20 protein-coding genes are annotated in these 24,964 nt (G+C 44.0%); 14 read left to right on the top strand and 6 right to left on the bottom strand.

What is annotated here, in order from left to right:
* The first annotated feature begins 418 nt into the window (after nt 1-418).
* Nucleotides 419-2,569, top strand: a complete 2,151-nt coding sequence (locus ABDK00_RS00005) for a S46 family peptidase (protein WP_346237446.1) — start codon at nt 419-421, stop codon at nt 2,567-2,569.
* Nucleotides 2,570-2,571: 2 nt separating this feature from the next.
* Here the strand turns inward: ABDK00_RS00005 and ABDK00_RS00010 are convergent, their stop codons facing one another.
* Nucleotides 2,572-3,285, bottom strand: a complete 714-nt coding sequence (locus tag ABDK00_RS00010) for an NUDIX hydrolase (RefSeq protein WP_346237447.1) — start codon at nt 3,283-3,285, stop codon at nt 2,572-2,574.
* Nucleotides 3,286-3,426: 141 nt separating this feature from the next.
* On the opposite strand from ABDK00_RS00010, the gene ABDK00_RS00015 reads away from it, so the two are divergent.
* Entirely contained in the window at nt 3,427-5,400 is a 1,974-nt protein-coding gene (locus ABDK00_RS00015; protein WP_346237448.1) for an alpha-L-arabinofuranosidase C-terminal domain-containing protein, read from the top strand.
* Between the two features lie 20 nt (nt 5,401-5,420).
* Here ABDK00_RS00015 and ABDK00_RS00020 read toward each other — a convergent pair whose 3' ends face one another.
* Together ABDK00_RS00020 and rho are read right to left on the bottom strand one after the other, a co-directional pair.
* On the bottom strand, nt 5,421-6,686 hold the full coding sequence (locus ABDK00_RS00020; protein WP_346237449.1) for an MFS transporter: 1,266 nt from the start codon (nt 6,684-6,686) through the stop codon (nt 5,421-5,423).
* Between the two features lie 71 nt (nt 6,687-6,757).
* On the bottom strand, nt 6,758-8,440 hold the full coding sequence (rho, locus tag ABDK00_RS00025; RefSeq protein WP_346237450.1) for a transcription termination factor Rho: 1,683 nt from the start codon (nt 8,438-8,440) through the stop codon (nt 6,758-6,760).
* 401 nt (nt 8,441-8,841) lie between these two features.
* Between rho and ABDK00_RS00030 the strand changes: the two genes are divergently transcribed.
* From ABDK00_RS00030 to ABDK00_RS00045, 4 genes are all read left to right on the top strand, one after another.
* A complete protein-coding gene (locus tag ABDK00_RS00030) occupies nt 8,842-9,210 on the top strand; it encodes a hypothetical protein (RefSeq protein WP_346237451.1) in 369 nt (122 codons plus the stop codon).
* 627 nt (nt 9,211-9,837) lie between these two features.
* Complete coding sequence (locus ABDK00_RS00035; protein ID WP_346237452.1) at nt 9,838-10,404, top strand: hypothetical protein; 567 nt, start codon at nt 9,838-9,840, stop codon at nt 10,402-10,404.
* A 53-nt stretch (nt 10,405-10,457) separates the two neighbouring features.
* Nucleotides 10,458-11,276: an alpha/beta hydrolase gene (locus ABDK00_RS00040; RefSeq protein WP_346237453.1), complete on the top strand. Its 819-nt coding sequence runs from the start codon at nt 10,458-10,460 to the stop codon at nt 11,274-11,276.
* Between the two features lie 64 nt (nt 11,277-11,340).
* Nucleotides 11,341-11,874 (top strand): hypothetical protein, encoded by a 534-nt coding sequence (locus ABDK00_RS00045; RefSeq protein ID WP_346237454.1) that lies wholly within the window; start codon nt 11,341-11,343, stop codon nt 11,872-11,874.
* Nucleotides 11,875-11,908: 34 nt separating this feature from the next.
* Here ABDK00_RS00045 and ABDK00_RS00050 read toward each other — a convergent pair whose 3' ends face one another.
* Entirely contained in the window at nt 11,909-12,925 is a 1,017-nt protein-coding gene (locus ABDK00_RS00050) for a hypothetical protein (RefSeq protein ID WP_346237455.1), read from the bottom strand.
* Between the two features lie 381 nt (nt 12,926-13,306).
* On the opposite strand from ABDK00_RS00050, the gene ABDK00_RS00055 reads away from it, so the two are divergent.
* The 5 genes from ABDK00_RS00055 (at nt 13,307) to asnS (ending at nt 18,601) form a co-directional block, all read left to right on the top strand.
* Nucleotides 13,307-14,890: a Na+/H+ antiporter gene (locus tag ABDK00_RS00055; RefSeq protein ID WP_346237456.1), complete on the top strand. Its 1,584-nt coding sequence runs from the start codon at nt 13,307-13,309 to the stop codon at nt 14,888-14,890.
* Between the two features lie 58 nt (nt 14,891-14,948).
* Complete coding sequence (locus tag ABDK00_RS00060) at nt 14,949-15,878, top strand: NAD-dependent epimerase/dehydratase family protein (protein WP_346237457.1); 930 nt, start codon at nt 14,949-14,951, stop codon at nt 15,876-15,878.
* Nucleotides 15,875-16,558 carry a type 1 glutamine amidotransferase domain-containing protein gene (locus tag ABDK00_RS00065; RefSeq protein ID WP_346237458.1) on the top strand — a complete coding sequence of 228 codons (684 nt, stop codon included), beginning with the start codon at nt 15,875-15,877 and terminating at the stop codon, nt 16,556-16,558. Before ABDK00_RS00060 ends, ABDK00_RS00065 begins: the two co-directional genes overlap by 4 nt.
* 62 nt (nt 16,559-16,620) lie before the next feature.
* Nucleotides 16,621-17,088, top strand: a complete 468-nt coding sequence (locus tag ABDK00_RS00070; RefSeq protein WP_346237459.1) for a hypothetical protein — start codon at nt 16,621-16,623, stop codon at nt 17,086-17,088.
* A gap of 73 nt (nt 17,089-17,161) precedes the next feature.
* Nucleotides 17,162-18,601 carry an asparagine--tRNA ligase gene (gene asnS / locus ABDK00_RS00075; RefSeq protein ID WP_346237460.1) on the top strand — a complete coding sequence of 480 codons (1,440 nt, stop codon included), beginning with the start codon at nt 17,162-17,164 and terminating at the stop codon, nt 18,599-18,601.
* 83 nt (nt 18,602-18,684) lie between these two features.
* Here asnS and ABDK00_RS00080 read toward each other — a convergent pair whose 3' ends face one another.
* The gene (locus ABDK00_RS00080; protein ID WP_346237461.1) at nt 18,685-19,080 is read right to left on the bottom strand and encodes a hypothetical protein; all 396 of its coding nucleotides are present in this window, start codon (nt 19,078-19,080) and stop codon (nt 18,685-18,687) included.
* Nucleotides 19,081-19,441: 361 nt separating this feature from the next.
* Complete coding sequence (locus ABDK00_RS00085) at nt 19,442-20,326, bottom strand: dienelactone hydrolase family protein (protein WP_346237462.1); 885 nt, start codon at nt 20,324-20,326, stop codon at nt 19,442-19,444.
* Between ABDK00_RS00085 and ABDK00_RS00090 the strand changes: the two genes are divergently transcribed.
* Genes ABDK00_RS00090 through ABDK00_RS00100 form a run of 3 tightly spaced genes read left to right on the top strand, consistent with a single transcriptional unit; the run spans nt 20,304 to nt 24,940 of the window.
* The gene (locus ABDK00_RS00090) at nt 20,304-22,361 is read left to right on the top strand and encodes a heparinase II/III-family protein (protein WP_346237463.1); all 2,058 of its coding nucleotides are present in this window, start codon (nt 20,304-20,306) and stop codon (nt 22,359-22,361) included. The genes ABDK00_RS00085 and ABDK00_RS00090 overlap by 23 nt on opposite strands.
* A gap of 54 nt (nt 22,362-22,415) precedes the next feature.
* On the top strand, nt 22,416-23,675 hold the full coding sequence (locus ABDK00_RS00095; protein ID WP_346237464.1) for a glycoside hydrolase family 88 protein: 1,260 nt from the start codon (nt 22,416-22,418) through the stop codon (nt 23,673-23,675).
* Nucleotides 23,676-23,707: 32 nt separating this feature from the next.
* Nucleotides 23,708-24,940 carry a DUF2264 domain-containing protein gene (locus tag ABDK00_RS00100; RefSeq protein ID WP_346237465.1) on the top strand — a complete coding sequence of 411 codons (1,233 nt, stop codon included), beginning with the start codon at nt 23,708-23,710 and terminating at the stop codon, nt 24,938-24,940.
* Nucleotides 24,941-24,964: the final 24 nt, after the last annotated feature.

Genomic DNA, 24,964 nt, shown 5'->3' on the forward strand with positions numbered 1-24,964 from the left:
TATACACAAAATTGTGGATTTCTATAGCTGGATAAAAATTTAGACATATTGAATTTACCTTGTGTTAATATTGGCGTAATAAATTTATCTAAATTCACTTTTTTACCCGCGCGTTGCTGCTTGCCACTTTTTACTTTCCAATATCTACATTTCATATACACGTTCCACGTAGGGATATCCACATTTTGAAACTCCTATTCACATATCTTTGGGGACAAAAACATAACGATTCAGGCTTCGCCGATCGAATAAAAAGCTTTTTGAGCCTAAGCGCTCTTTCAAAAAAATTTTTCCGCTGCGCGGCTTTAGGTAGAACGAAAATTTGCTTTATGAAACTTCCCCTGTTGGATCTCTGCGCTTTTAAAATTTGTTTGCCTGATTAACTTGCAGCAAGCGATCAAAATTGAAAAACATAAGAATGAAAAAACATATACTCTTACTATTTGTTGTTATAACTGGGTTTTTTAAGGTAAAGGCAGACGAAGGCATGTGGTTGCCGCAGCTGCTTGAATCGCTCAATGAAAAACGCATGCAGTCGCTGGGGATGAAGATTTCTGCCTCGGATATCTATGATATTAACAAAGGAAGCCTTAAAGATGCTATTGTGAGCTTTGGTGGTTTTTGTACCGGCGAAGTTATTTCAGATCAGGGACTGCTGCTAACCAATCATCATTGTGGCTTCGATGCCATACAGAACCATTCCACTATCGATAAAAACTTTATCAGGGATGGATTTTGGGCGCGCTCAAAGGCAGAAGAGTTGCCCAACGCCGGATTGTTTGTGACATTTATAGTGAGGATTGAAGATGTTACCGAACAGGTGTTAAGCGGAGCGCCTCAAAATCTGACAGAATCTGCAAGGCAATCCATAGTTGATAAAAATGCACGACAGCAGCTAAACCTCGTGCAAAAAGAAAGCTATCAAAATGCATTTATTAGATCTTTTTTTGATGGTAATAAATATTATCTTTTTGTAACAGAAACATATAATGATGTGAGGCTGGTGGGTGCTCCGCCTTCAGCGATCGGCAACTTTGGAAAAGACACCGACAACTGGATGTGGCCGCGCCACACCGGCGATTTTAGCATGTTTCGTATTTATGCCGGAAAAGATAATAAGCCGGCAGACTACAGTCCGGAGAACATACCCTATAAGCCCAAAAAATCTTTATCTATTTCTATGAGCGGAATGAAAGAAGGAGACTTTACAATGGTTTTTGGTTTTCCGGGGCGCACTTCGGAATACTTGCCCAGCAAGGCTGTGGAGCAAATCATGAAAGTAAATGATCCGGCAAAAATTTTGATAAGAGACAAGGCTTTAAAAGTGATAGACAAATATATGCGCACTGATGAGGCATTAAAAATTCAATACGCTTCAAAATATGCCGGCATTAGCAACGCATGGAAAAAATGGCAGGGCGAAGTTTTGGGATTGACGAATACAAATGCTGTAGACAAAAAACTAAAATACGAGGCGGCTTTTACTGACAGGGTAAATAAAAACCCCGCGCTTCAAGCTGCTTACGGAAAGCTGCTACCACAGCTTAACGGCCTTTACGAACAAATAAAGCCCCTGGCGTTAGCGCGCGATTATTATCTCGAAACGACCAGTAAAATTGAGCTTTTTACGATCGTGCAGCGCATAAGAGCGCTCAACACCAAAAGAGACAAAGGAAGTTATGTGGGGGCGCTGAAAAAGGAAATAGACTGGATGACCGGCTTTTTAAACGAACTCAGTATCAAAGTAGATAAAGAAGTTTTTGCTGCGATGATGCAATTATATCGAGAAAACCAGCACCCGGCCTATGTTTCAGCCTACGCGCAGGAAGCCTATAAAAAATTTGGAAATTACGCGGCCTGGGCAGAAGCGCTGTATGCAAAAAGTGTATTTGCCGATAAGGCTAAAGTATTGCAACAACTAAAGAATAATCCGAATGCCTTGTTTGAAGCCCTTCAAACGGATGAAGCGGCGCAACTTGTGGTGTCCATTTCAAATTTGTATGATAACAAAGTAGCGCCATCTTTAAATGAAAAGCAGTCGGCAATCAATCAGTTGCAAAGATCTTATATGAAAGCGCAGATGGAAGTTTTTAGTGAAAAGGATTTTTATCCGGATGCTAACAGCACGCTGCGCGTGGCTTTCGGAAATGTGAAAGGCTATCAATCTCCCACCGGAAAAAACTATGAATATTATACCTACCTCGATGGCGTTATGAAAAAATACAAACCCGGCGACTACGAATTTGATGTGCCTGAAAAACTGCGCCAACTCTACAAACAAAAAGATTTTGGTCAGTATGCAGTAAATGGAAAAGTGCCCGTTTGTTTTATCGCTTCGAACCACACCACTGGCGGAAACAGCGGCAGCCCTGCTTTAGACGCTTACGGAAATTTGGTCGGGCTCAATTTCGATCGCGTTTGGGAAGGGACAATGAGCGACATAAATTATGATGCTTCTATTTGCCGAAATATAATGGTGGATATCCGCTATATTTTATTTATAGTAGATAAGTTCGCTGGGGCCTCACATTTGGTGGAAGAGATGAACCTCGTGTACCCTAAAAAATAAAATTATATTAATCCATTTGGATTGGGGATCAGCTTCAGGATCTTGTGCAGATTTTCCTGGTAATGTTTCTTATCCAGTTTATAATAAAAAGCGCCTTTTTTCGAATTGCTTTTATCCTTTTCTTTTTGTTTGATCAGCAGTTTGGTGGATAACATTTTGCGGCTGAAATTACCTTTATCAAAGCTGGTGTTGAACACATCTTCAAAAAGGGTTTGCAATAACGGAAGTGTGAAGTTCTCGGGCAGTAGTTCAAACAAAATCGTATGCGATGCCGCTTTGTATTGCAGCTTTTTCTGTGCCTGGTGCACCATTTCGTTATGATCAAAAATCAGGTTGGGAAACTCTTTTATGGGAAACCACTGTGCTTCAAAGTCTGTATTAATGGCTTCTTTATATTTATTAATATCGATCAACGCGAAATAAGCGATAGAAATGGTGCGCTGTACCGGGTCTCTGTCCGGCGACGAAAACGCGTGAAACTGTTCCAGGTAAATGCCCTCCAACCCGGTCAGCGTCTTTAAGATGCGGTTGGCCGCATCCTCTGCATCTTCGCCTTCATGCACAAATCCGCCCATTAAACTCCACTTTCCTTTTTCAGGCTCCAGTCCTCTTTTTACAAGAAGGATTTTTAGCCTGTTTCCGTCAAAGCCAAAAACAATACAATCAACAGCAACTGCAATTTTTGCCGCATGGCGGTATTTCGTTTCTCTGGTCACAGTGGATAACTATAAAATGAATGATAAGTGAAGGTACAAATTATTTATTTTATTTGTCAAAAAAACAATTAAATTTGATCCTATACAGATTGTTTGCACAGCTAACGTTTTACTGATCACCTAAAATTTATACGCCACGACATGAAGCTAAAAAAACTATTGATATCCGGTCTTATTTTTTTAAGCATTGGAGCCAGCGCTCAGGTAAAGCAACTTACTATCAAGCCCCATCAGCCTTTGGCCCAAATTTCGCCCACGATGTGGGGCGTTTTTTTTGAAGATATCAATATGGGCGCTGACGGCGGTATATATGCAGAATTAGTGAAAAACCGTTCTTTCGAATTTTTTAAACCGTTGATGGGCTGGAAGCTGCACCAGGAGCCGTTTTCAGAAGGATCTGTTTTGATACAGAACCGCGGCGAAGCTCATACAAACAACCCCAGATATGCAAGAGTGACGGTAGATAAAAGAAAGCAGGGCCAGCTTACGCTTACCAACGAAGGCTTTCGCGGCATGGGCATCAAAAAAGATCTTAGATACGATTTTTCCATGTTATACAAAATGATTTCGGGAAAGGTAGAGCTGCTGGTGGAATTATTAGATCAAAAAGGTGGAGTGATTGGCAGCACAAAACTATCTCCTGTCGCCGGCCAACAACAGTGGACAAAGCTCGAAGGCGCTTTTAAATCAGCGGCCAGAGAAGAAAAAGGCGCGCTGCGGCTGGGTTTTGAAGGAGAAGGCATCATTGATATTGACATGGTATCGCTGTTTCCCGAAGACACTTGGAAAAAAAGGCCGGGTGGCATGCGGGCGGATATGGTGCAAATGCTCGCAGATATGAAGCCCGGTTTTGTACGCTTTCCGGGAGGGTGTATTGTCGAGGGCTTTGACCTGGCGCAGCGCTATCAATGGAAAAAGACGGTTGGCCCAGTCGAAGAGCGGCAACTCATCATCAATCGTTGGAACTATGAGTTTCCACATCGCTCCACGCCTGATTATTTTCAAACTTTTGGCTTGGGTTTTTTCGAGTATTTCCAACTTTGCGATGATATCGGTGCCGAACCGCTACCCATTCTCAACTGCGGAATGGCCTGTCAGTTCAATTCGGGAGAAGTTGTTCCGCTGGATCAGCTGCAGCCGTACATTGATGATGCTTTGGATCTGATTGAATTTGCGAACGGCAACGCCTCAACAAAGTGGGGAAAACTGCGCGCAGAGATGGGCCATCCGCAACCCTTTCATTTAAAAATGCTTGGAGTAGGTAACGAAAATTGGGGCCCCCAATATTTGGAACGGTTTAAAATATTTCAAAAAGCGCTGAAGGAAAAGCATCCTGAAATCAAACTGATCGCCAGCTCGGGAACTGATCCGCAGGGAGCCAAATTCGACTTCTTAAATAAAGGGTTAAGAGCGGCTCATGTTGATTTTATTGATGAACATTATTACCGGCCGCCCCAGTTTTTCTTCGAACAGGTGAAAAGATATGATAACTATCCACGCAATGGCTCAAAGGTTTTTGCAGGCGAATATGCTTCGCATACGCAAGGTACGTCGGGCGCTACGCGCAACAATTGGTTGGCCGCACTTTCTGAAGCGGCTTTTCTGACGGGGCTTGAGCGCAATGCAGATGTGGTGCAAATGGCTTCCTATGCGCCGTTATTTGCGCATTACGATGGCTGGCAATGGGCGCCTGATTTGATTTGGGTGGACAACCTGAATGTTGTTGGTTCGCCCAGTTATTACGTGCAGAAATTATACGCCACCAATCGGGGAACCGAAACCGTGCCTGCACTTTTAAACGGCGCTGTCCTTGCGGGACAGGATAGCTTATACGCAACAGCCGCAATTGACGCGGCTTCCGGCGAAATCATCCTGAAAATTGTAAATGCGTCGCCGGAACAGCAGAAAATGGAATTAGAAATAGAAGGCATCAGGAAATGGGAACCGGTTGCCGCGCATACGATTTTGACATCTGAAAATTTAACAACTGTGAATAGCCTAAAAGATCCGGCAGCCGTTCAACCAAAAACAGCAAGTATCAGGCTGGCCGGAAAGAAACCAACGCTTCTTTTAAAAGGTTATTCTTTTAATGTTTACAGAATAAAATACCGTTAAACGAAATGGAGGAGCAGGGTTTAAAAAGCCTCTTCCAAAGCCGCTTTGTTATTGGCGCCGACTGGTTCCTGCAATGGCATCCATTTTCTGACAGCCGCAAAGCCGGCAAAAGCTGCAAGGATAAATACCACATCCACAACCCACAAACCATTGTAGCCATAGGCTGCAATTATTTTGGTGGATAAAAATGGCGTGATGATAAAGGCCATAGAAAAGCCAAGCGAGTTAAGCGCCATATAAGATCCTTTGTTATGTCGCCCTGCTCGCAAAGCGCCGACTGTTGCGGTAAAAGGCATCACGAGCATTTCGGACAGGCTGATCAGCGATATGGAAATATAAAGCCACCATAGCTCAGTTGTAATTAAATAAAGTAAATAACCCGGAATAATAAAGAGGGTACCGACCAGGATGCTGTTATAAATTGAAAAGCGCTTTTGTGCGAAAGAAACAATCATCATTTCGGTTAAAACGATGATGAATCCACTGTAGCCCATGATTGTTCCGATTTGGCCGGTGGTCAGCGCAGCTTTTTCATCAAAGAACAAAGGGATAGCATTCAGGATCTGGCAAAAAGGAATGAAATAAAGCATGCATACAAACGCGAAAAAAATATAAGGCCCGTCGCGATAGGCTGATCGGCGCTGGTTGTTATTAATTGCAGGATCATTAGCCACCGCAGCATTCCTTTTTTTACGCCTGTTGAAGTATAAAAAAAAGATGATGCCGGCAAGGAAGCTTCCGAGAGCATTACCCCAAAAAAGAAAATCGTAAGAAACAGATGCCAGCAAGCCACCAAAAAATGGCCCAAAAGAAAAACCGAGATTGATCGCCATTCGGTTTAACGAAAAAGCGCGCGTAATATTTTCGGGTTTCGCATAGCTGGTGATGGCCGCCGAGTTGGCGGGCCGGAACAGGTCGGCGATGAAAGAGATCAGGAAAATGCCGATAGAAAGGCTTGTAACGGTATGCAACCGCCCTACCAAAATATAAAGCGGCGCCACCAAAAAAAGGCTCAGACACTGCACTTTGAAGCTACCTAACCGATCTGTCAGCCAGCCGCCGGCGATATTTCCCAGGAGCGAACCCAGACCAAAACAACTCAAAACAACGCCTGCATTCTGCAAAGAGAAATGAAGATCATCGCGCATGTAAATCGCAAGGAATGGCAGCACCATGGCCCCTGTTCGGTTGATAAGCATCACCAATGCCAGCATCCATGCGGGCGTGGATAAGTTTTTATAAGATCCGATATAAAAGTTAAAAAACCTGTTTACCTGAGTTTTCATTTGGAATGTTCAAAATAAAAAGCCCGGCACTTTTTGACGGTACCGGGCTTTAATTATAGGGGTAGTAATAATTAAGAGTTCATACTCGCCAAAAATTCTTCGTTGCTCTTCGTGCCTTTCATGCGCTTTAACAGTTCATTCATTGCTTCTTCCGTTTTCATATCGGCCAGATAAACGCGAAGCAGGTTCATTCTTTGTAGCACATCTTTATCTAACAAAAGATCGTCTCTTCGAGTCGAAGATGCAGTAAGGTCTATCGCCGGATAAATACGCTTATTGGAGAGCCTTCTATCGAGCTGCAGCTCCATGTTGCCGGTTCCTTTAAATTCTTCAAAGATCACTTCATCCATTTTACTTCCGGTATCGATAAGCGCTGTAGCCAGGATAGTCAGCGATCCGCCGTTCTCAATTTTTCGTGCGGCGCCAAAAAACTGTTTTGGCTTTTGCATCGCATTGGCTTCCACACCACCGCTCAAAACCTTACCGGACGCGGGCGACACCGTATTATGTGCGCGCGCCAGGCGAGTGATCGAGTCTAATAAAATCACCACGTCGTGGCCACACTCTACCAGCCTTTTTGCTTTTTGCAATGCCACTGTTGAAACCTTTACATGTTTTTCTGCAGGCTCATCAAAGGTAGAAGCGATGACTTCTGCTTTTACGCTTCTTTCCATATCTGTTACCTCTTCCGGCCGCTCATCTACCAGCACTACCATGAGGTAACACTCCGGATGATTTTCGGCGATGGCGTTGGCTACTGCTTTTAGCAGCATTGTCTTACCCGTTTTAGGTTGCGCAACGATCAAACCACGCTGCCCTTTTCCTATCGGAGTGAACAGGTCGATAATGCGTGTTGAAAGATCTGAAGGCCTCGTGAAAAGGTTCAGTTTTTCGAATGGAAATAGCGGCGTAAGATAGTCGAAAGGCACGCGGTCGCGCACTTCGTCCGGACTTTTTCCGTTAATGGTATCCACTTTCAAAAGTGCAAAATATTTTTCTCCTTCGCGCGGTGGGCGAACAGCGCCATGTACGGTGTCGCCCGTTTTTAAACCGAATAATTTTATTTGAGAAGGAGACACATAAACATCATCCGGGCTTGATAAATAATTATAATCAGAAGACCTTAAAAAGCCATATCCGTCGGGCATCATTTCCAAAACGCCTTCGCTCAAAATAACGCCGTCGAACTCTACATTAAAGGCAGGTTCTTTTTCTTTTTTGGCGCTAAAGGTTTTCACAACCGGTTCATCGATGATTGGCGTCGTTGCGGCGAATTTTTCAGTGGCTTTAAAGGCCTGTTCGATAAACGAAGCGGTGGCGGGATCGAGGCCAAATCCATCGCTTTCTGACTCATCGGTTTCGGTGGCTGTTTTGGCGCCTTTGTCTTCTTTCAATGCGGGCTTTTCGGCCACCGGCTCTGCTTCTTTTTTAGCAGCGGCTTTTTTCTTTTTCGCGGGCGCTTTGGCTTTTTTCGCGGGCGCTTTAGCTTTTTTCTCTTCTTTTTCTTCCGTAACGCCGTCATCTTCTACGATCGCTTCTTCGGTGCCGGTTGAGGTGGTGGTTTTCACAATTCTTTTTCTTTTGGGTTTGGTGTCGGTGGCGGTGCCTTTTGATCCGGCAATGGCCTGGTTGTCGAGGATCTGGTAAACCAGACTTTGTTTGTCAAGCTTTTTGGCGTCTGGAATGTTCAACTGTTCAGCAATATCCAACAGTTCCGGAACGAGCATGTCGTTCAATTGTAATATATCATACATAAGGGTAAACTTGTATTAATCAAATACTGGCTTTAGCATGCTGATTAACAAAAAATAAATTGAAAATTGTTTTTGGATGAATCTTTATTGAAATGAAAATCAATAATTAGCAGAGATGATCACAAGCCTTTGGGTCATTTCCTGCTGCGAAAATAGTATGTTTTTGCCAAATTGAAAAAAAATCATTTTTAGGGAACCCGAGTATATGCAAAGGACGTAGTAGTTTATTTCATGGCGAGCGCTGTAAAAACGAAGCCGGGGAATACCGGTTTTTATATCTTTAACTGAATATTATTATTTTAAAGAAGTGGCCGCTTGTGTTTAAGCATGAAAGCTTACCGTTGGAAAATTAAAGCAAATAAAAAAGCAGCCGTCCTTTTATATTGAGAACACCCTTTTTCATGAAACACCTGATCGTTTTAGCGTGTCTTTTTCTTACGGGATTACTGGTCGTCCAGGCTCAACCCGGTAGCGTGGCGATCATTGGAACCAATCATTTCCCTTCAAAGAAGTTTAACGCGGATACGCTTTATAACATCCTTGAAAAATTAAAGCCGGACATTATCTTGTTAGAACTGGATAGCGCATTGTTCGCAAATACATTTGATAGTAATTTTAAACTAAAGTATCGATCTAAAGAGACCGAACCAAATGCAGCGGCTCAATATAAGCAACGCTATCCCCAGACCGTGATATCTTACTTCGAGTTTGAAAACAGAGATGCCTATCGAAAAGAACAAGGCATCAGGCAAGCGCAAAATATAATATAGAAACTCCTGGATAGTTTATACAAGCATCAACGACTCACTAGAAAGCAAAACAAAATTGTAAAAAGATATGAAACGCTTACTGAGGAGTTGAAGACCTTTTTAGAAAAGCCGGCAGAAGCGTTTAACAATAAGCGAACCGATAAATTGGTAAAGAAGAGACAATTTTATCAATACCATAAAGTAAGGCAAGTGATTAATGAAATTGAAGCATTTTCGAGGAAGTTTGTGACGACTTCGTTAGGAACTAAAATAAGCTTGCAAAAAGCATATAACAATTTCTCTGATTTCTGGGATTTACGAAATCAAACGATGGCAAAAAACATCATACAAGTTTCAAACAAAAATCCCGAAAAAAAGATCGTTGTCTTAACAGGGTTTTCGCATAGATATTATCTGATAAAAGAGATAAAACGACGAGGCGCTCCTATAAGATTGACGGAGTTCTACTAAATCAAAATAACAAACTCAGAAGCAAAAAAATGCTATCTTTAAGGGGAAGAAATTTTAATGCAACGAAAACAACTTTTTGATGCTGCTTAGTACCACCCCTACGCTATTCATCTATGATGGCGCTTAAATGAAAAACAACAGTCAATTGAAGCTTTTTTAAAAATGGCGATTGAATCTATGAAAAAATCGATGACCTTCAAAACTCCCGACAATTCGCAGACAAGCAAAACGGCCTTCGAATTTTTTAAGAAATATGGTTTCAGTGAAATAAAAAATACGCCGACGCATCTGCTCCTCAAACAAAAGTCATCATGGCTCGACGCTTGGAAGGCGAACCCCATTAGGTGGGGATCGGAAGTCTCGGTTATGATTTCTCAGGATTGCGTACATGTGACTTTTGAGGTGGATACCGAAGCTCAGATGAATACCGCCGAAGAGAAGGCTGTTTGGCTAAAGTTTGCAGCACATTTTAGAAACTACCTGAAAGGAGGCAGCATCGGCGACCCGTTGCTCAATCGGCTAATTGCCGACAATAGGAAAGCGCGCTGGCGTTATTGGGGTTGGGCGCTATTAGGGGCCTTTATGGGTGCGCTATTGATATCAATCTTTGCTCTGTTGCGGAGTGAGAACATGCTTATGGGGTCGCTGCTTATTCCCGTCACGGCAGTCATGTTTTTAAAATTGAGTATTAGTTACGAAAAAAGACGCTATGGAAAGCGGCAGCAAAAAGCGAACATCATTTAATTAGGTAAGAATCAAATTAGCCTAAATTTTTTCCAACGCACCAAAGCAATCCAATGAAACATCTGTACTACATTTTTTTTAGTGTCTGCAACCTCGTTGCTGGTTGTGGATTTGCAACTCAATCTGACGAACCGATCCCGGTACATGATACTTTTAGCATTCCGTCAAAACTGCTAAGAGAGCATCGTGTTATTAACGTGTGGGCGCCTGAAGCCTATAAAATGAAAGCAACTCCGCTGCCTGTAATTTATATGGCGGACGGGGGGATCCAGGAAGATTTTCCGCATTTAGCAAATACACTTTCTAAGTTGATTGAAGAAAGAAAAGTGCCGCCGGCGATTCTTGTGGGTATCCAAAATACGCAGCGCCGGCGCGACCTGACGGGACCGACAAACGTAGAAAAGGACAAAGAAATTGCGCCAGTTGTTGGCGGAGCAGCAGCGTTCCGAATGTTTATTAAAGAAGAACTGTTTCCTGAAATAGGCAGGAGATATCAAACAACCGTTGAGCGGACGTTGATAGGTGAATCTGCTGCCGGGCTTTTTGTGATGGAAACGTTTTTCCTGGCCCCGGAAATGTTTGATAATTATATAGCTTTTGATCCTTCTTTATGGTGGAATAATCATTACCTGGTAACTAAGGCAAAGGAGTTGTTAAAGCAGCCGCGTTCAACAGAAAAAAGATTGTGGTTTGCAGGCTCCAATGCTACAGATATTGCCCCCTATACCAGGCAATTGGCTGAAACACTAAAGACTGAAAACCCTGCTAACCTGGAATGGCGGTTCGCCGATGAGCCAAATGAAAAACATACCACCATTTTTAAGTCCACTAAAGAAAAGGCCATAATCTGGACCCTGGGCAATCATCATTAAAACGGAGTGATATTGAAAGCGGCTAACGAAAATTTTATAAAATCTCCTTAAAAAAATAACCCATATGCAAAACACTTTAACATTCAAAACCTCTTATTTCGAAGACAGCTTTCGAATATGCAAAGGGCCTCACCTGCTTTTAAAAATTTATAAATCAACCTGGCTGGGCTGGGCCTTCGATTTGAAAACGCCGCATCAAAACTATCGCGTCGTGAGAAGAGGAGTTTGGTCTCCCGAAATAACCATCTCCGAAAAGGAAACCGGGCGCATTGTCGCTACTACCAAAGCACGCATTTCGCTTTTCGGATGGCAGGCTCGTGCCACCACTCAATTTAGCGATGGAGCCTATTTTGAATGGCAGAGAACCGGGTATTTCAATTACAAATGGAGCTGGCGCGAAGGAGACCAGGCCATCATGCAGGCCAAAGAAAAACTCGGATTATTTTCTCTCGCCGGCGATATGACCATATTGAGCGATAATCAGCACCGGCACCTGTTAAGCGCTTTAGGTATTTATCTGCGAAGCGCTACTGCCGGCAAAAGCAGGCTGGGCCCGATTACGGCAGTGGTTATGATAATACTATTCCTTATAGGATAGGTGCTCGATGCCAGCGCTATGCTATACGCTGCGGTTAATCTTTTTGCACGCGAACGGTTTTTGAGTAAGCGGTTGTACCATCTTTATCTACCTGGCCAATTCGTATAAAATAGGCCGCGCTTTTTTCAATATCAGCACTGCTCTTGCTACAACCCGTTACAAAGTTTGCTAAACAAAACACGATCAATAAGCCAAAAGCGGTTGCCTTGCGCCTAGGCCGCACTGGAAGAAACAACAAGCCCAGCAAAGGAATCGTCAAAAAAGGAAGTCCGGTTGCGGAAGTCCATGAATAAGAAATTTTTCCATGGCTGACGCCGTTAATGGCTTTTGAAGTCGTTGTCCCAATCGTTGTAAAGTTAATGCCGTCGTGTGACGCTTCGATGTTAAAGTGACTGTTGTTGGTTTCCGTTTCGGTCTCCCAGTTAACTACCAGGGCATTGTTTTTAATATGAGCGTCAAGCGCGCCAAACGTCACGGGCAGAACGGCCGCCTCATCGAACCATGAAAAAGCATCTAACGCCACAGCATTATAAGCGCCCGCCAAAGTAACTTGAAAAGCATCGATTAATTTCTTTGAATGGTCGTTCCCGTTAAGGTCGGTCATATCGATAAGGGTAAAACCATTGTTGCTGGATTGATCCGCGAAGAAGCCTGTGTTTTTCGTCTCCGTAAAAACGGTGGCGCCATTCAATTTTCCGGTAAAAGTTACACTTGCGGGAAGCCCATCATCTCCAAACTGATAAGTGGGCAAGAGCCAAAATTGGCTTACCGCAAACTTAACGGGAGCGGTAATGCTAAAGGACGCGTTGGCTTGCGCATTTGCAAGGTTATCGATAAACCTGTTATCCGGCGCAGTTCCATTCCAGCCCCATCCGGCGAAATCAACTATTTCAAAAATAGATAAATGAGAAATGATCGAAAACGAAACGCCGTTATCGGTAAAATTTTGTGAAGAAGGCGCTTCTGTTTCAAAAGTTTCAGTGTGAGCCTGGCCAAAAGCAGTAGCAGTATAGATAGCGAAAGCTAATGCAAAAAATAGTTTTGTTTTCATTATTTATTCTTTTGAAAGATGAGCCCCGGTGAGAATGGTAAAGGGAAAATGCTCGATCAGTTAGTTAAAGGGGTGCAAAATTATATTTTACAAACTAAAAAAGAAGTTAGAGCAAAGCCGAACCCCGGATCTTAAGTAGATAAGTTAATTATTTGATATCGCAAAACATTGATAAGTAGACAATAATAAATATAATATTTTAACAAATGTTTAAGTTTTTGCGCCAAGTTTTATTTGTCATTGGGCCGCTTCGATTAGAAATCTATTTACCAAAAGAGCCATGCAGGAAAGAGGAGGTTCAGTCAGTGAGTGACCAGGTAGTTAGCTAAAATACGTTCATAGAAATAAAAAATAACCATTAAGTTTAATATAAAAAACCAGATGCATCAAACGCTACCCTTTCTCTTTGTTGTTGTCATTGTCATTGTATTGGTACAAATGCTTGCGAAAAAGCTCAACGTGGCGTACCCTATTTTGGTCGTTGTCGCAGGCTTGTTGGTAAGCCTTATTCCTTCAGTTCCAACACTGCGCTTAAACCCCGATTGGGTGTTTTTTGTATTCTTGCCGCCGCTTTTGTTTGATGCGGCCTGGTCAATTTCATTTAAAGGGCTCAAACGCTGGTGGCGTATAATCGGAAGCTTCTCTTTTCTGGTCGTATTTTTCACAGCGACGGCCGTAGCTTTTTTTGCCAATTCTTTTATTCCCGGCTTTTCTTTGGCGCTCGGCTTTCTGTTGGGCGGCATCGTTTCTCCGCCCGATGCGGTAAGCGCCGGAGCCATAATGAAATTTGTAAATATTCCCAAAAGCACCGCTACCATTTTAGAAGGAGAAAGCTTATTTAATGATGCTTCGTCGCTCATTATTTTCAGGTTTGCCATGATTGCCGTAGCTACGGGGCAATTCATCTGGAGCGAGGCCATATTCAGTTTTAGCTGGATGGTTTTGGGCGGTGTTGGCATCGGATTACTAATAGGCTGGATTTTTATGCAGGCTCATAAACGCTTGCCAATGGACGCCCCATCCAATATTGTATTCACGTTGATCGAACCCTTCATTTTATATTGGGTGGCAGAGCAGGTGCATAGCTCTGGAGTGATGGCGGTGGTTACCGGCGGTTTATTTCTCGCGAACCGAAGATTCCGCATACTCAACAGCGAAGCGCGGATCCGGGGTTTCAGCTTTTGGCAAAGTTTTGTTTTCCTGCTAAACGGCGTCGTTTTCTTTGTTATTGGGTTAGATTTGAAAGAGGTTGTTGAGGGGCTGAACAAAGCCGGAGTGTCTATCGGCGACGGCATTTTTTACGGCATCATCGTTACGGCATTTATTATTTTTATCCGGATTGTCGCTTCTTTTATCGCGCTGTTCTCCACCTTTCTTTTTAGAAGAAGTATTATCGCTCCCGACTTTAGTTTTAAAAAGGCCTGGAGTACGCCACTGGTACTGGGCTGGACGGGTATGCGCGGCGTGGTTTCACTGGCGGCGGCCTGTTCGATCCCGGTTTATCTAGATGATGGCACCGCTTTTCCGCAGCGCGAATTGATTTTGTTTATAAGTTTTATGGTGATCATCCTGACGCTTTTTGTGCAGGGCCTGACGCTACCGTTTATTTTACGAAGGGTTAAATTGAATAGAATGATAAAAATAAGCGAGGGTGAAAAATCGTTTGAAACACAGCTGCGAAGAGACTTGTGGCAATTTTCAATCAAAGAGATAGAAAAAAAGTACCACCATCATATCGAAGGTAATGTTTTTCTCGCCAGCGCGTTGGCCAAGTGGCAGCAGAAGTTAGACACTGTCGAAGAGGCATTGGTCAATGCAGAAACAAAAACCGTTTATCTCGAATTGCTCGAAGCGCAACGTCAATTTCTTATTGAGAAAAATAAGGCATCGCATATTGAAGAGGAAGTCATTCGAAAGGAAATTACTTTAATTGATATTGAAGAGGAAAAGGTGAAGTTATTATAAGAGAAACGCTGAAAATTGTCGAGGCGTAGCTATAAGTTAAAGTAACAAAAAAATTAAAATGCAAACAATACTTGGAGCCAACGGTCAAATCGCGGAAGAGCTAACAAAAACCTTGTATCAACAGTACACAAAAAAGATCCGCTTGGTCAGCAGAAACCCCAAAAAGGTCCACGACTCTGATGAGCTTGTCTCTGCAAATCTTTTAAACGCAAATGCCACCGAAGCTGCAGTCGCCGGCAGCGAAATTGTTTACCTGACGGTTGGCCTGCCTATGAACTCGTCCATGTGGGAAGCGCAATTCCCTGTGATGATGCAAAATGTTATTAACGCCTGTAAAAAGAAGGATGCAAAACTGGTTTTCTTTGACAATACCTATATGTATGCGAAGACGAGCGATCCACAAACGGAAAAAAGTCCTTTTGCGCCGGAAGGCCGCAAATCTGCTGTAAGAGCGGAAATAGCCGAAATGCTATTGAAAGAAATCGGGTCTGGCTCCATCAATGCGGTGATTTGCAGAGCGCCGGAATTTTACGGCCCGGGTAAAACGCAAAGCATTACCAACACCATGATTTTTGATAATATTCATCAAAATAAAAAACTTAAAGTTCCGCTGAGCGATACAACCAGGCGATCGCTGATCTGGACGCCAGACGCCAGCAGCGCGATGGCGCTAATAGCCCACACGCCGGACGCCAACAACCAAACCTGGCACCTGCCGTGCGATGATAGGCGCCCCACTTATGAGCAACTCATTAATATGGCGGCTGAAATTTACGGCAAGCCTTTGCGGCATCAGGTGGTGAATATGTTAACGTTCCAAATCGGAGGATTATTCAACAGTAAGCTAAAAGAACTAAAAGAGCTGTTGCCCCGCTATAAGCAGGACAATATTTTTGTGTCAGAAAAATTTAAGGCGCGGTTCCCCGATTTCAAGGTTACAACTTTCAAAGAAGGCATTTCACAGATCAAAAAAGAAAATCAGCTATGAAAAATATTTTAATCATTTCCACAGGGGTTTCAAAATACGAAAGCGGGCGGGCAACCGGATTATGGCTAAGCGAGTTAACCCATATCTACGATCATGCAAAAACTGAAAATTTCGGGATTACAATAGCTAGCCCCGATGGCGGCCCGATTCCCATAGATCCCGAAAGCCTGAAGCCGTTCGTTTTGGATAAAGTGACAAAAACCTACTGGGAGATGGCTGCTTTTAGAAAAGAATTGGAAAATAGCAAAGCACTTGGCGATCTGGCCTCAGCAACATTCGACCTGGTTTATCTGGCGGGCGGGCACGGAACGATGTACGATTTTCCTGACAATATTGCTTTGCAGGAAATCATTCGCAGGCACTTTGAAAGCGGTAAAAAAATCGCAGCTATTTGCCATGGCGTTGGAGGGTTATTAAATGTTAGGTTATCCTCAGGCAACGTACTTATTAGAAACAGGAGCATCACAGGATTTAATTGGTTTGAGGAAAGTATAGCCCGTAGAAAAAAGGAAGTGCCATTTAATCTTGAAGCTGCTTTGAAAGAACGAAAAGCGCATTATATAAAAGCGTTAATTCCAATGACATCAAAAGTTGTAGTAGACGGCAACCTCATCACCGGCCAAAACCCTTTCAGCTCGAAAGAAATGGCGAAGGTGGTAATAAGTGAATTGAGAAAATAGGGAGATGCGGTAAGCTGTCAATAAATTTGCCTGCGCGGACACAACGCAGAAATATTATTAAAATGATGTATGCATACCTTTTATCGCTGCATTCGCTGATGCGCTGGCTCGTGCTGCTCAGTTTGGTGGTCACCATCGTTCGCGCATACAGCGCCTGGCGCTCCGGACTCGTTTTTACGCCATTCGATAATGCGCTGAGACACTGGACCGCTACCATTGCTCATATTCAATTGCTCATCGGCCTTTGGCTTTACCTGATCAGCCCCATCGTTGACTACTTTCTGCACAACTATACCACGGCGGTGCATCTGCGCGAAATTCGCTTTTTTGGAATGGAACACGGCCTGATGATGCTTATTGCCATTGGCGTAATTACTGTTGGCTCGGCAAAAGCAAAGCGCAAACGCACGGACGCAGAAAAATTTAAAACAATCGCCATCTGGTTTAGCGTTGCGCTGCTGATCATTTTCATCTCTATTCCCTGGGCGTTCTCGCCGCTCGTGAGCCGGCCCCATTTCAGGCCATTTTAAAAGGAAATTCGCCGAACATTCCGTTTAGCGCCTAAAAATTAAAAGTTATCTTTGCCGCCCAAAATAGAGAGCTATGTTCAACAAGCGGATCAAAATCAAAGAACTTTTAGCGCAGGAAGCGCAGGAACAGGAAGTAACGGTTATGGGCTGGGTACGTACTTTTCGCAACAATCAGTTTATAGCTTTAAATGACGGAAGCACCAATACCAACCTGCAGATTGTGGCCGAACTGGGAAAATTTGATGAAGCGCTACTGAAAAGAATTACGACTTCAGCGTCGCTGAAAGTAACCGGCGTGGCCGTTCCATCCCTGGGAAAAGGGCAAAAAATGGAAATAAAGGCCAATACTATCGAAGTTTTGGGAGATAGTGATCCGGAAAAATATCCGCTGCAGCCCAAAAAACATTCGCTTGAATTTCTGAGGGAAAAGGCGCATTTGCGTTTCCGCACCAATACGTTTGCCTCTGTTTTTCGTGTCAGGCATGCATTGGCCTTTGCGGTTCATAAATTTTTCAATGAAAAGGGATTTGTGTATATGCATACGCCTATCATTACGGCGAGCGATGCTGAAGGCGCCGGTGAAATGTTTCGCGTTACCACACTGCCTTTTGAAAACACACCCAAAAATGAAGACGGCGCTGTTAATTTTAAAGAAGATTTCTTCGGAAAATCAACCAATCTTACAGTAAGCGGCCAATTGGAAGGAGAACTGGGAGCGACGGCTTTCGGAGAGATTTACACTTTTGGCCCTACTTTCAGGGCTGAAAACAGCAATACCGCCCGCCACCTTGCAGAGTTTTGGATGATTGAACCGGAGATGGCCTTTTGTGATCTGGAAGACAATGCCAACCTCGCCGAAGCTTTTATCAAATATATCATCAGGTATGTGATGGAGCATAACCGCGAAGATTTGGATTTCCTGGCCAATCGGCTGGCTGATGAAGAAAAGCAATTGCCGCAGGACAAGCGCAGCGAAATGGGCCTGATCGAAAAACTGGAATTTGTATTGAACAACGATTTTCAAAGGCTTACCTACACCGAAGCCATCGATATATTAGCGAACAGCAATTATCATAAGAAAAAGAAATTTCAATATCCCATCACAGGTTGGGGCATGGATTTGCAGAGCGAGCATGAGCGCTACCTGGTAGAAAAGCATTTCAAGAAGCCGGTTATTTTAACCAATTATCCCGCTTCTATCAAGGCATTTTATATGCGCGTCAACGATGACGGAAAAACCGTAGCCGCGATGGATATTCTTGCGCCGGGCATCGGCGAAATCGTGGGCGGCTCGCAAAGAGAAGAAAGGTTGGATGTGTTACTCGAAAAAATGAAAGCAATGGAAATTCCCGAAGAAGAACTTTGGTGGTATTTGGACACGCGCCGCTTCGGTACCGTTCCGCATGCAGGTTTTGGCCTTGGCTTCGAGCGGATGATTCAATTTGTTACGGGAATGAGTAATATCAGGGATGTTATCGCCTTCCCCAGAACGCCGAAAAGCGCCGAATTTTAATTGAGATGCCACGAATGCACGAATACAAATATCGTTCATGCATTCGTGGTTTTTATAGCAAAAAAATTAACCGCATAAACAAGCTAAGAGATCCAAGTATTCCTAACTTTTGAAACAAACCATTTTCCGTTAAATCCTTTTTTAATAGGTACAAAGTATCCTTTACCGCAATTCCCACTGCATGTAAAGCCCACATCTAAAACGCCCATTGTTTTACTTTTATTAAAAAGAATTCGCGAAAAACTGAGGCGGTTTTTTTCCTGCTGTTTTAGATCTGTTACTATTTTAAATGGAGGTATAACAATATCTTTTTTAAAAGGTAAAACAAGCGAAGAAGTTGACCTAACCACCAGCACGGTATCGCGCAAGAATCGGCGGGCATAATCGATTTCCTCGACAATTGGTAGTAGGGTTGGGTTAAAGCCAATAACAACCTTATTCGTGTCGGAATCGATACTGTCCATCTGTAACTTCCACACAGCAAGGTTTTGAAGGTCTTTTTTAGAAACAAGGCTGCTGTCAAAAATGATTACGTTTCCATCCTCGTCAATTCTAAAATTTCTATCGTTATAATTTATGGGCGGTGGGCTTCTGTACTTTCTAATATCAATACAGGTGGCAACCAATAAAGCCGGAAAGATCTCATCAAAAACGTTCTTTTCAAATTCCGCTTCAGAAATTCTGGTTTTGCAACGGGTAAAAAAAAGTAAGATAAAAAGAAAAATGTATGGCCTAATCATTTTAAAAAGTGAAAAGTTTCAATTAGGATGCTACTGAATTATTTTTCCACAAACAAGCGCCTCATAAAAGGTAAACTTTATTCGTGCATTCGTGGCATTCCTAGCTCAAATACTTTTCAAAGAAATCAATGGTTCTTTTCCAGGCCAGCGTCGCGGCTTCTTTGTCGTAGCGCGGCGTGGTGTCGTTATGAAACCCATGATTGGCATTGGGATACATATACATGGTGTACGTTTTGTGCTGTGCTTTCAGTGCGGCCTCGTAAGCTGGCCATCCCTCATTCACGCGCTTATCGAGTTCACCATAATGGATCAGCAGTGGCGCATTAATTTTGGCCACATCTTCATCCGCAGGCTGGCCGCCGTAAAAGGGAACTGCAGCATTTAATGTTGAAATGCGAACAGCCATCATATTGGCGATCCATCCGCCAAAACAAAATCCAACGACGCCAACTTTGCCGTTGCAGCCCGCATCATTTTTTAAATAATCATAAGCGGCAATAAAATCTTCAAGCATTTCGTTGCGGTCGCGCTTCGCTTGCAAAGCCCGTCCTTCATCGTCTGTGCCCGGGTAGCCGCCAAGCGGCGTTAATGCATCCGGCGCTAAGGCCACAAAACCCGCAAGCGCCGCTCTTCGCGCCACATCTTCAATATAAGGGTTCAAGCCCCGGTTTTCATGGACCACCACAATGCCGCCCAACTTTTGCTTCGTATTCGCAGGCTCACAACGCAGCGCCTTAATCGTTCCACCACCCTTCGGCGATTTGTAGGTTATATATGCCGACTTGATGCGCACATCGTCAGCCGGAATCTGCACGCGGCTTTTATAATCGGGCATTAAAAAACTCATAAGTGAACTAACGGTTAGGCCGCCCACAGCATAGAGCGACAATTTTTGAACAAAATCCCGGCGGTTGATCCGGTTATGAGCATAGTCGTCATAAAGGTCGAAAACCTCCTGGCGAATGTCTTCTTTTTTTAAATCCATGGCGGTTGATTTTATGGATTATAAAAATACGCAATCGGTTGCTCAACTACAACGCCTTATTGTGCGCGATATTTTTTTATCTTCCCCCAAATTTTTTGTTGTAATGAAACGCTTCCTGCCATTTTTCCTCCTGATAATATGTATCGGCTTCGGCTTTCAGACCGCCGCATCGCCCGTTCCGCGCAATCTGCTTCAACAACAAGGTGATGAAGCTTTTGTGAAAAACGAGCTGGTTGCAAAAGACAAGTGGGTGCCTTATCCTTCTTATCAAGACCGCAAAGGCTGGTCAGATTTTTTGGGCAAACAGCAAGGTGATTACATCAAAAACGGAGAAGCCTACTTGAATTATAAATGGCAGGTGATTACTGCAACCGACTATCTCGAATACCTGAGGTCGGGTTCGCGAACCATAATGGAAACGCCGTTTAATCAAAACCTGACTGCCATCTCCAACCTTTTTTTTGCAGAACTGGCGGAAGGCAAGGGCCGGTTTATGGATCAATTAATAAACGGTATTTATGCTGCCTGCGAAATGACAACCTGGGCCGCATCAGCGCATTTGAGCTTACAGCAAAATAATAAAGGCTTTCCCGATCATCAGCAACATACAATCGACCTGGTAGCTGGCGATGTGGGCGCTATGCTTTCGTGGGTTTATTATTTTATGCATGATGCGCTGGATAAGGTCAATCCTGTCATAGCGCCGCGCATGGAGTATGAATTGAGACGGCGTATTCTGGAGCCCTACCAGCAGCGAACCGATTTTTGGTGGATGGCTTTTGAATTGCGGCCTTCGCAGCTCGTTAATAACTGGAACCCCTGGTGTAATAGTAATGTCTTGCTGACCGCGGCGCTGATTGAAAACGATCCCGCGCAGCTGGCTCGCATTGTGTATAAAACAATGCGCTCGGTAGATAAGTTTATTAATTACAATAAAGATGACGGCGCCTGCGAAGAGGGCCCTTCTTACTGGGGCCACGCGGCAGGGAAAATGTATGATTACCTTCAGGTGTTGAGCGATATAACGGGCGGGGCTGTATCTATCTTCGACCAACCAATCATCAAAAATATGGGCGAATACATCGCCAGAAGCTATGTAGGCGATGGGTGGGTCGTCAATTTTGCAGACGCTTCGGCAAAAGGTGGCGGCGACGCCGGGCTTATCTATCGATATGGAAAAGCGGTTCAAAGCCCGGCTATGATGCAGTTTGCGGGCTACATCAATCAGAAAGCCAGCGATAAAACGCCCATGAAAATAAAACGCGACCTTTATCGTGTTTTTCAGGATATCCGTTTCGAGAATGCCTTAAACGCCGTTCCTGCAAAATTGCCGGCAAACGCATTTAGCTGGTATCCGCAAACGGAGTTTTGCTATATGAAAAATGATAATTTCTTTTTTGCTGCCAAAGGCGGCTATAACAACGAAAGCCATAACCATAACGACGTGGGCACTTTTTCTTTGTACATAAATGCGGTTCCTTTTTTTGTAGATGCGGGGGTGGGCACTTATACGCGGCAGACCTTTAGCAGCGAACGGTATCAAATCTGGACGATGCAGAGCGATTATCACAACCTGCCGCAAATCAATGGCGCGCCACAAAAATATGGCGCGCGCTATAAATCATCTCAAGTACAATTTGATGAAAAGAAACGCCGGTTCACTCTGAATATCGCCAACGCTTACGAAACTGCGGCAGCCGTAAAAACCTGGCAGCGAACCTACACGTTGAAAAACGATGAATTAAAAATTGCAGATGTATTCGAGCTTACGGCGATAAAGCAACCGTCAAAAATTCACTTTTTGACCTGGGCCAAGCCCGAACAAGGCGTGGCGGGGAAGCTATTATTTGAAAAAGAAAATCAAAAAGCGGCGTTGATTTACGACCCGAAAATTTTTGATCTGAAAATAGAAAACATTCCGCAGGACGATAACCGGCTGTCTGCCGTTTGGGGGCCGGTACTGTATCGTGTAGCGTTGATTGTCAAAAATCCGGTTAAAAAAGGCCACTACGAATACACGATCCGGAAGCAATAATTTTCCAGATGGTGTTCAGCTGTTTATAAAATATAAAAACATCAATAATACATAATGAAATTTCAAAAAGCAACCACACTTCTTTGCGCTGCAACGTTTACCTTTTTTCAGGCTAAGAGTCAGGCAGAGCAGGCGTTTATAAAGGAGAACCTTTCCTTTGCTGTCGGTCATCTTGAAAATATGGCTGCCTCAAAAGATATTGAAAAGCTAAAGTTTCCGCGAACCATCAATAAAGAGGGAAAGATGATCTCTACCTCGATGTATGACTGGACGCCGGGGTTTTTTCCCGGCAGCCTTTGGTATGGCTACGAATTTAATAAAGATGAAAAGCTGAAAGCTACCGCCACCAGTTGGACGGAGCAACTCGAACCCCTTCAGACCTTCACACGCCATCATGATCTGGGTTTTATGATGTATTGCAGTTATGGCAACGCGTACCGACTCACGGGGAACGAATCTTATAAAAAGATTTTAATCAATTCGGCGAACGCATTGAGCACAAGGTTTAACGCTAAAACAGGATGCATCAAATCCTGGAACAGCTTTAAGTCTTGGCATGGCGATAAAACCTATTATTTTCCGGTTATTATCGACAACATGATGAATCTTGAAATGCTGTTTTTTGCTTCAAAGGTTTCAGGCGATCCCAGGTTCAAAAATATCGCTGTTAAACATGCGGAGACGACGATGAAAAATCATTTCAGGCCCGACTATAGTTCTTATCATGTTGTTTGCTATGATTCGGTTTCGGGCAAAGTGGAAGCGCGCGAAGCAGCGCAGGGCTTTGCAGACAACTCCACCTGGGCGCGGGGCCAGGCCTGGGCGGTGTATGGTTTTACCATGACCTATAGGGAAACAAAAGACCCCCGCTTTCTAAAAACGGCAAAAGGGCTGGCCAATTATTTTATTAACAATAAATCTACGCCGGCAGATCATATTCCGATCTGGGATTTTAACGCCTGGCAAAAAGGATATCAACCCGGTAAAAATTCTAACGCCAGCAAGGTGCCGGTGCTCTACCGCGACGCGTCGGCAGCGGCCATCACTGCATCTGCCCTGCTCGAACTAAGCACTTATGTGCCAGGCGCCGAAGCATCCAGGTATAAGCAAGCAGCAGTTGATATACTTCACAGCCTGGGCAGCCCCGCGTATCGTGCGCCGCACGGATCCAACGGAGATTTTATTTTGGAACATAGTGTCGGCTCCATTCCGCACAACGGTGAGATCGATGTGCCGCTGGTATATGCGGATTATTATTTTATAGAGGCGCTGCTGAGGTATCAAAAAATACTGGACGGGAAAAAACTATTTTGAAAATATTAATTGCAAAAAGGGGTCATTCAAAAATGAGAAAGAAATTTTTACAGGCTGGCGTATTGCAGCTTTTATTGGCTGTAAGTTTGATATCAAACGCGCAGCCGCATACCACCGGCGAGCAAGACAGGGCTTATTGGGCCGGGCTTTTATACAAAATGGCCGGGCCGGTTATTTTCAACCTCGCTAATGGTACGTTGAAAAAAAATATGCCTTTAGAGAAAGCGCCGGGTTATGCGCTTAAAGCAGAGAAAGTTACTTACCTGGAGGCGGTCGGCCGCACCGTGGCTGGGGTTGCGCCGTGGCTCGCGTTGCCGGATGATCCTACAAAAGAAGGCCAGATGCGCAAAGAACTGCGGACGGCTCTTCTAAAAGGCATTGCCAATGCCGTGGATCCCTCCAACCCTGACTATCTTAATTTTAGAAGTGAACAACAGGTATTGGTGGATGCGGCTTTTCTTGTTCACGGATTTCTAAGAGCGCCAAAGGCTTTGTGGGAGCCGCTTAGCGCGCAAACTAAAACACGCCTTGTTACCGAACTAAAGGCCTTGCGCACGCGCGCAGCGGCGTATAATAACTGGCTTTTATTTTCCGGGCTCACGGAGGCGTTTTTACTTTTTGCTGGTGAAGAGCCCGACCCGGTACGGCTTCAATACGCACAAAATAAAATGAGCGAATGGTATGAAGGCGATGGGTGGTATAGCGATGGTCCTCATTTTAGTATGGATTACTACAACAGTTTTGTGATCCACCCGATGCTGACCGACATGAGCAAAGTTTTACTGGATAAAAAAAGAATGAAAGCCGATCAGTACGAAGCTGTGGTGAAAAGGATGGTTCGGTATTCCGAGTTTTTAGAGCGAATGATAGCGCCGGACGGCAGTTTCCCTCCTTTTGGCAGGTCTATTACTTACCGCACAGCCGCTTTTCAGGCGCTGGGCCAGGTAGCGTTGATGGAGCAGTTGCCAGATTATATTCAACCCGCGCAAGTGCGTTGCGGCTTAACAGCAGTCATGCATAGAATGTATGATCAATACTCCAATTTTGATAAGAACGGCTGGTTGGTGTTAGGCTTTTGCGGCGCGCAGCCAGAGGTGGCGGATTATTATACGTCCACCGGAAGCCTCTACATGGCAACCCTTGGGTTTCTGCCATTGGGCCTGCCGGCCGATCATGCGTTTTGGAAAGATCCCTACACCGAATGGACCAGCAAGCGTGCCTGGAGCGGTAAGCCGTTTAAGAAAGATTATAAAGTGAGTTATTAAGTGATATGTAAATAAAAGAAAGCC

Source organism: Niabella insulisoli (genome assembly GCF_039652435.2).
Classification (GTDB): Bacteria; Bacteroidota; Bacteroidia; order Chitinophagales; family Chitinophagaceae; genus Niabella; species Niabella insulamsoli.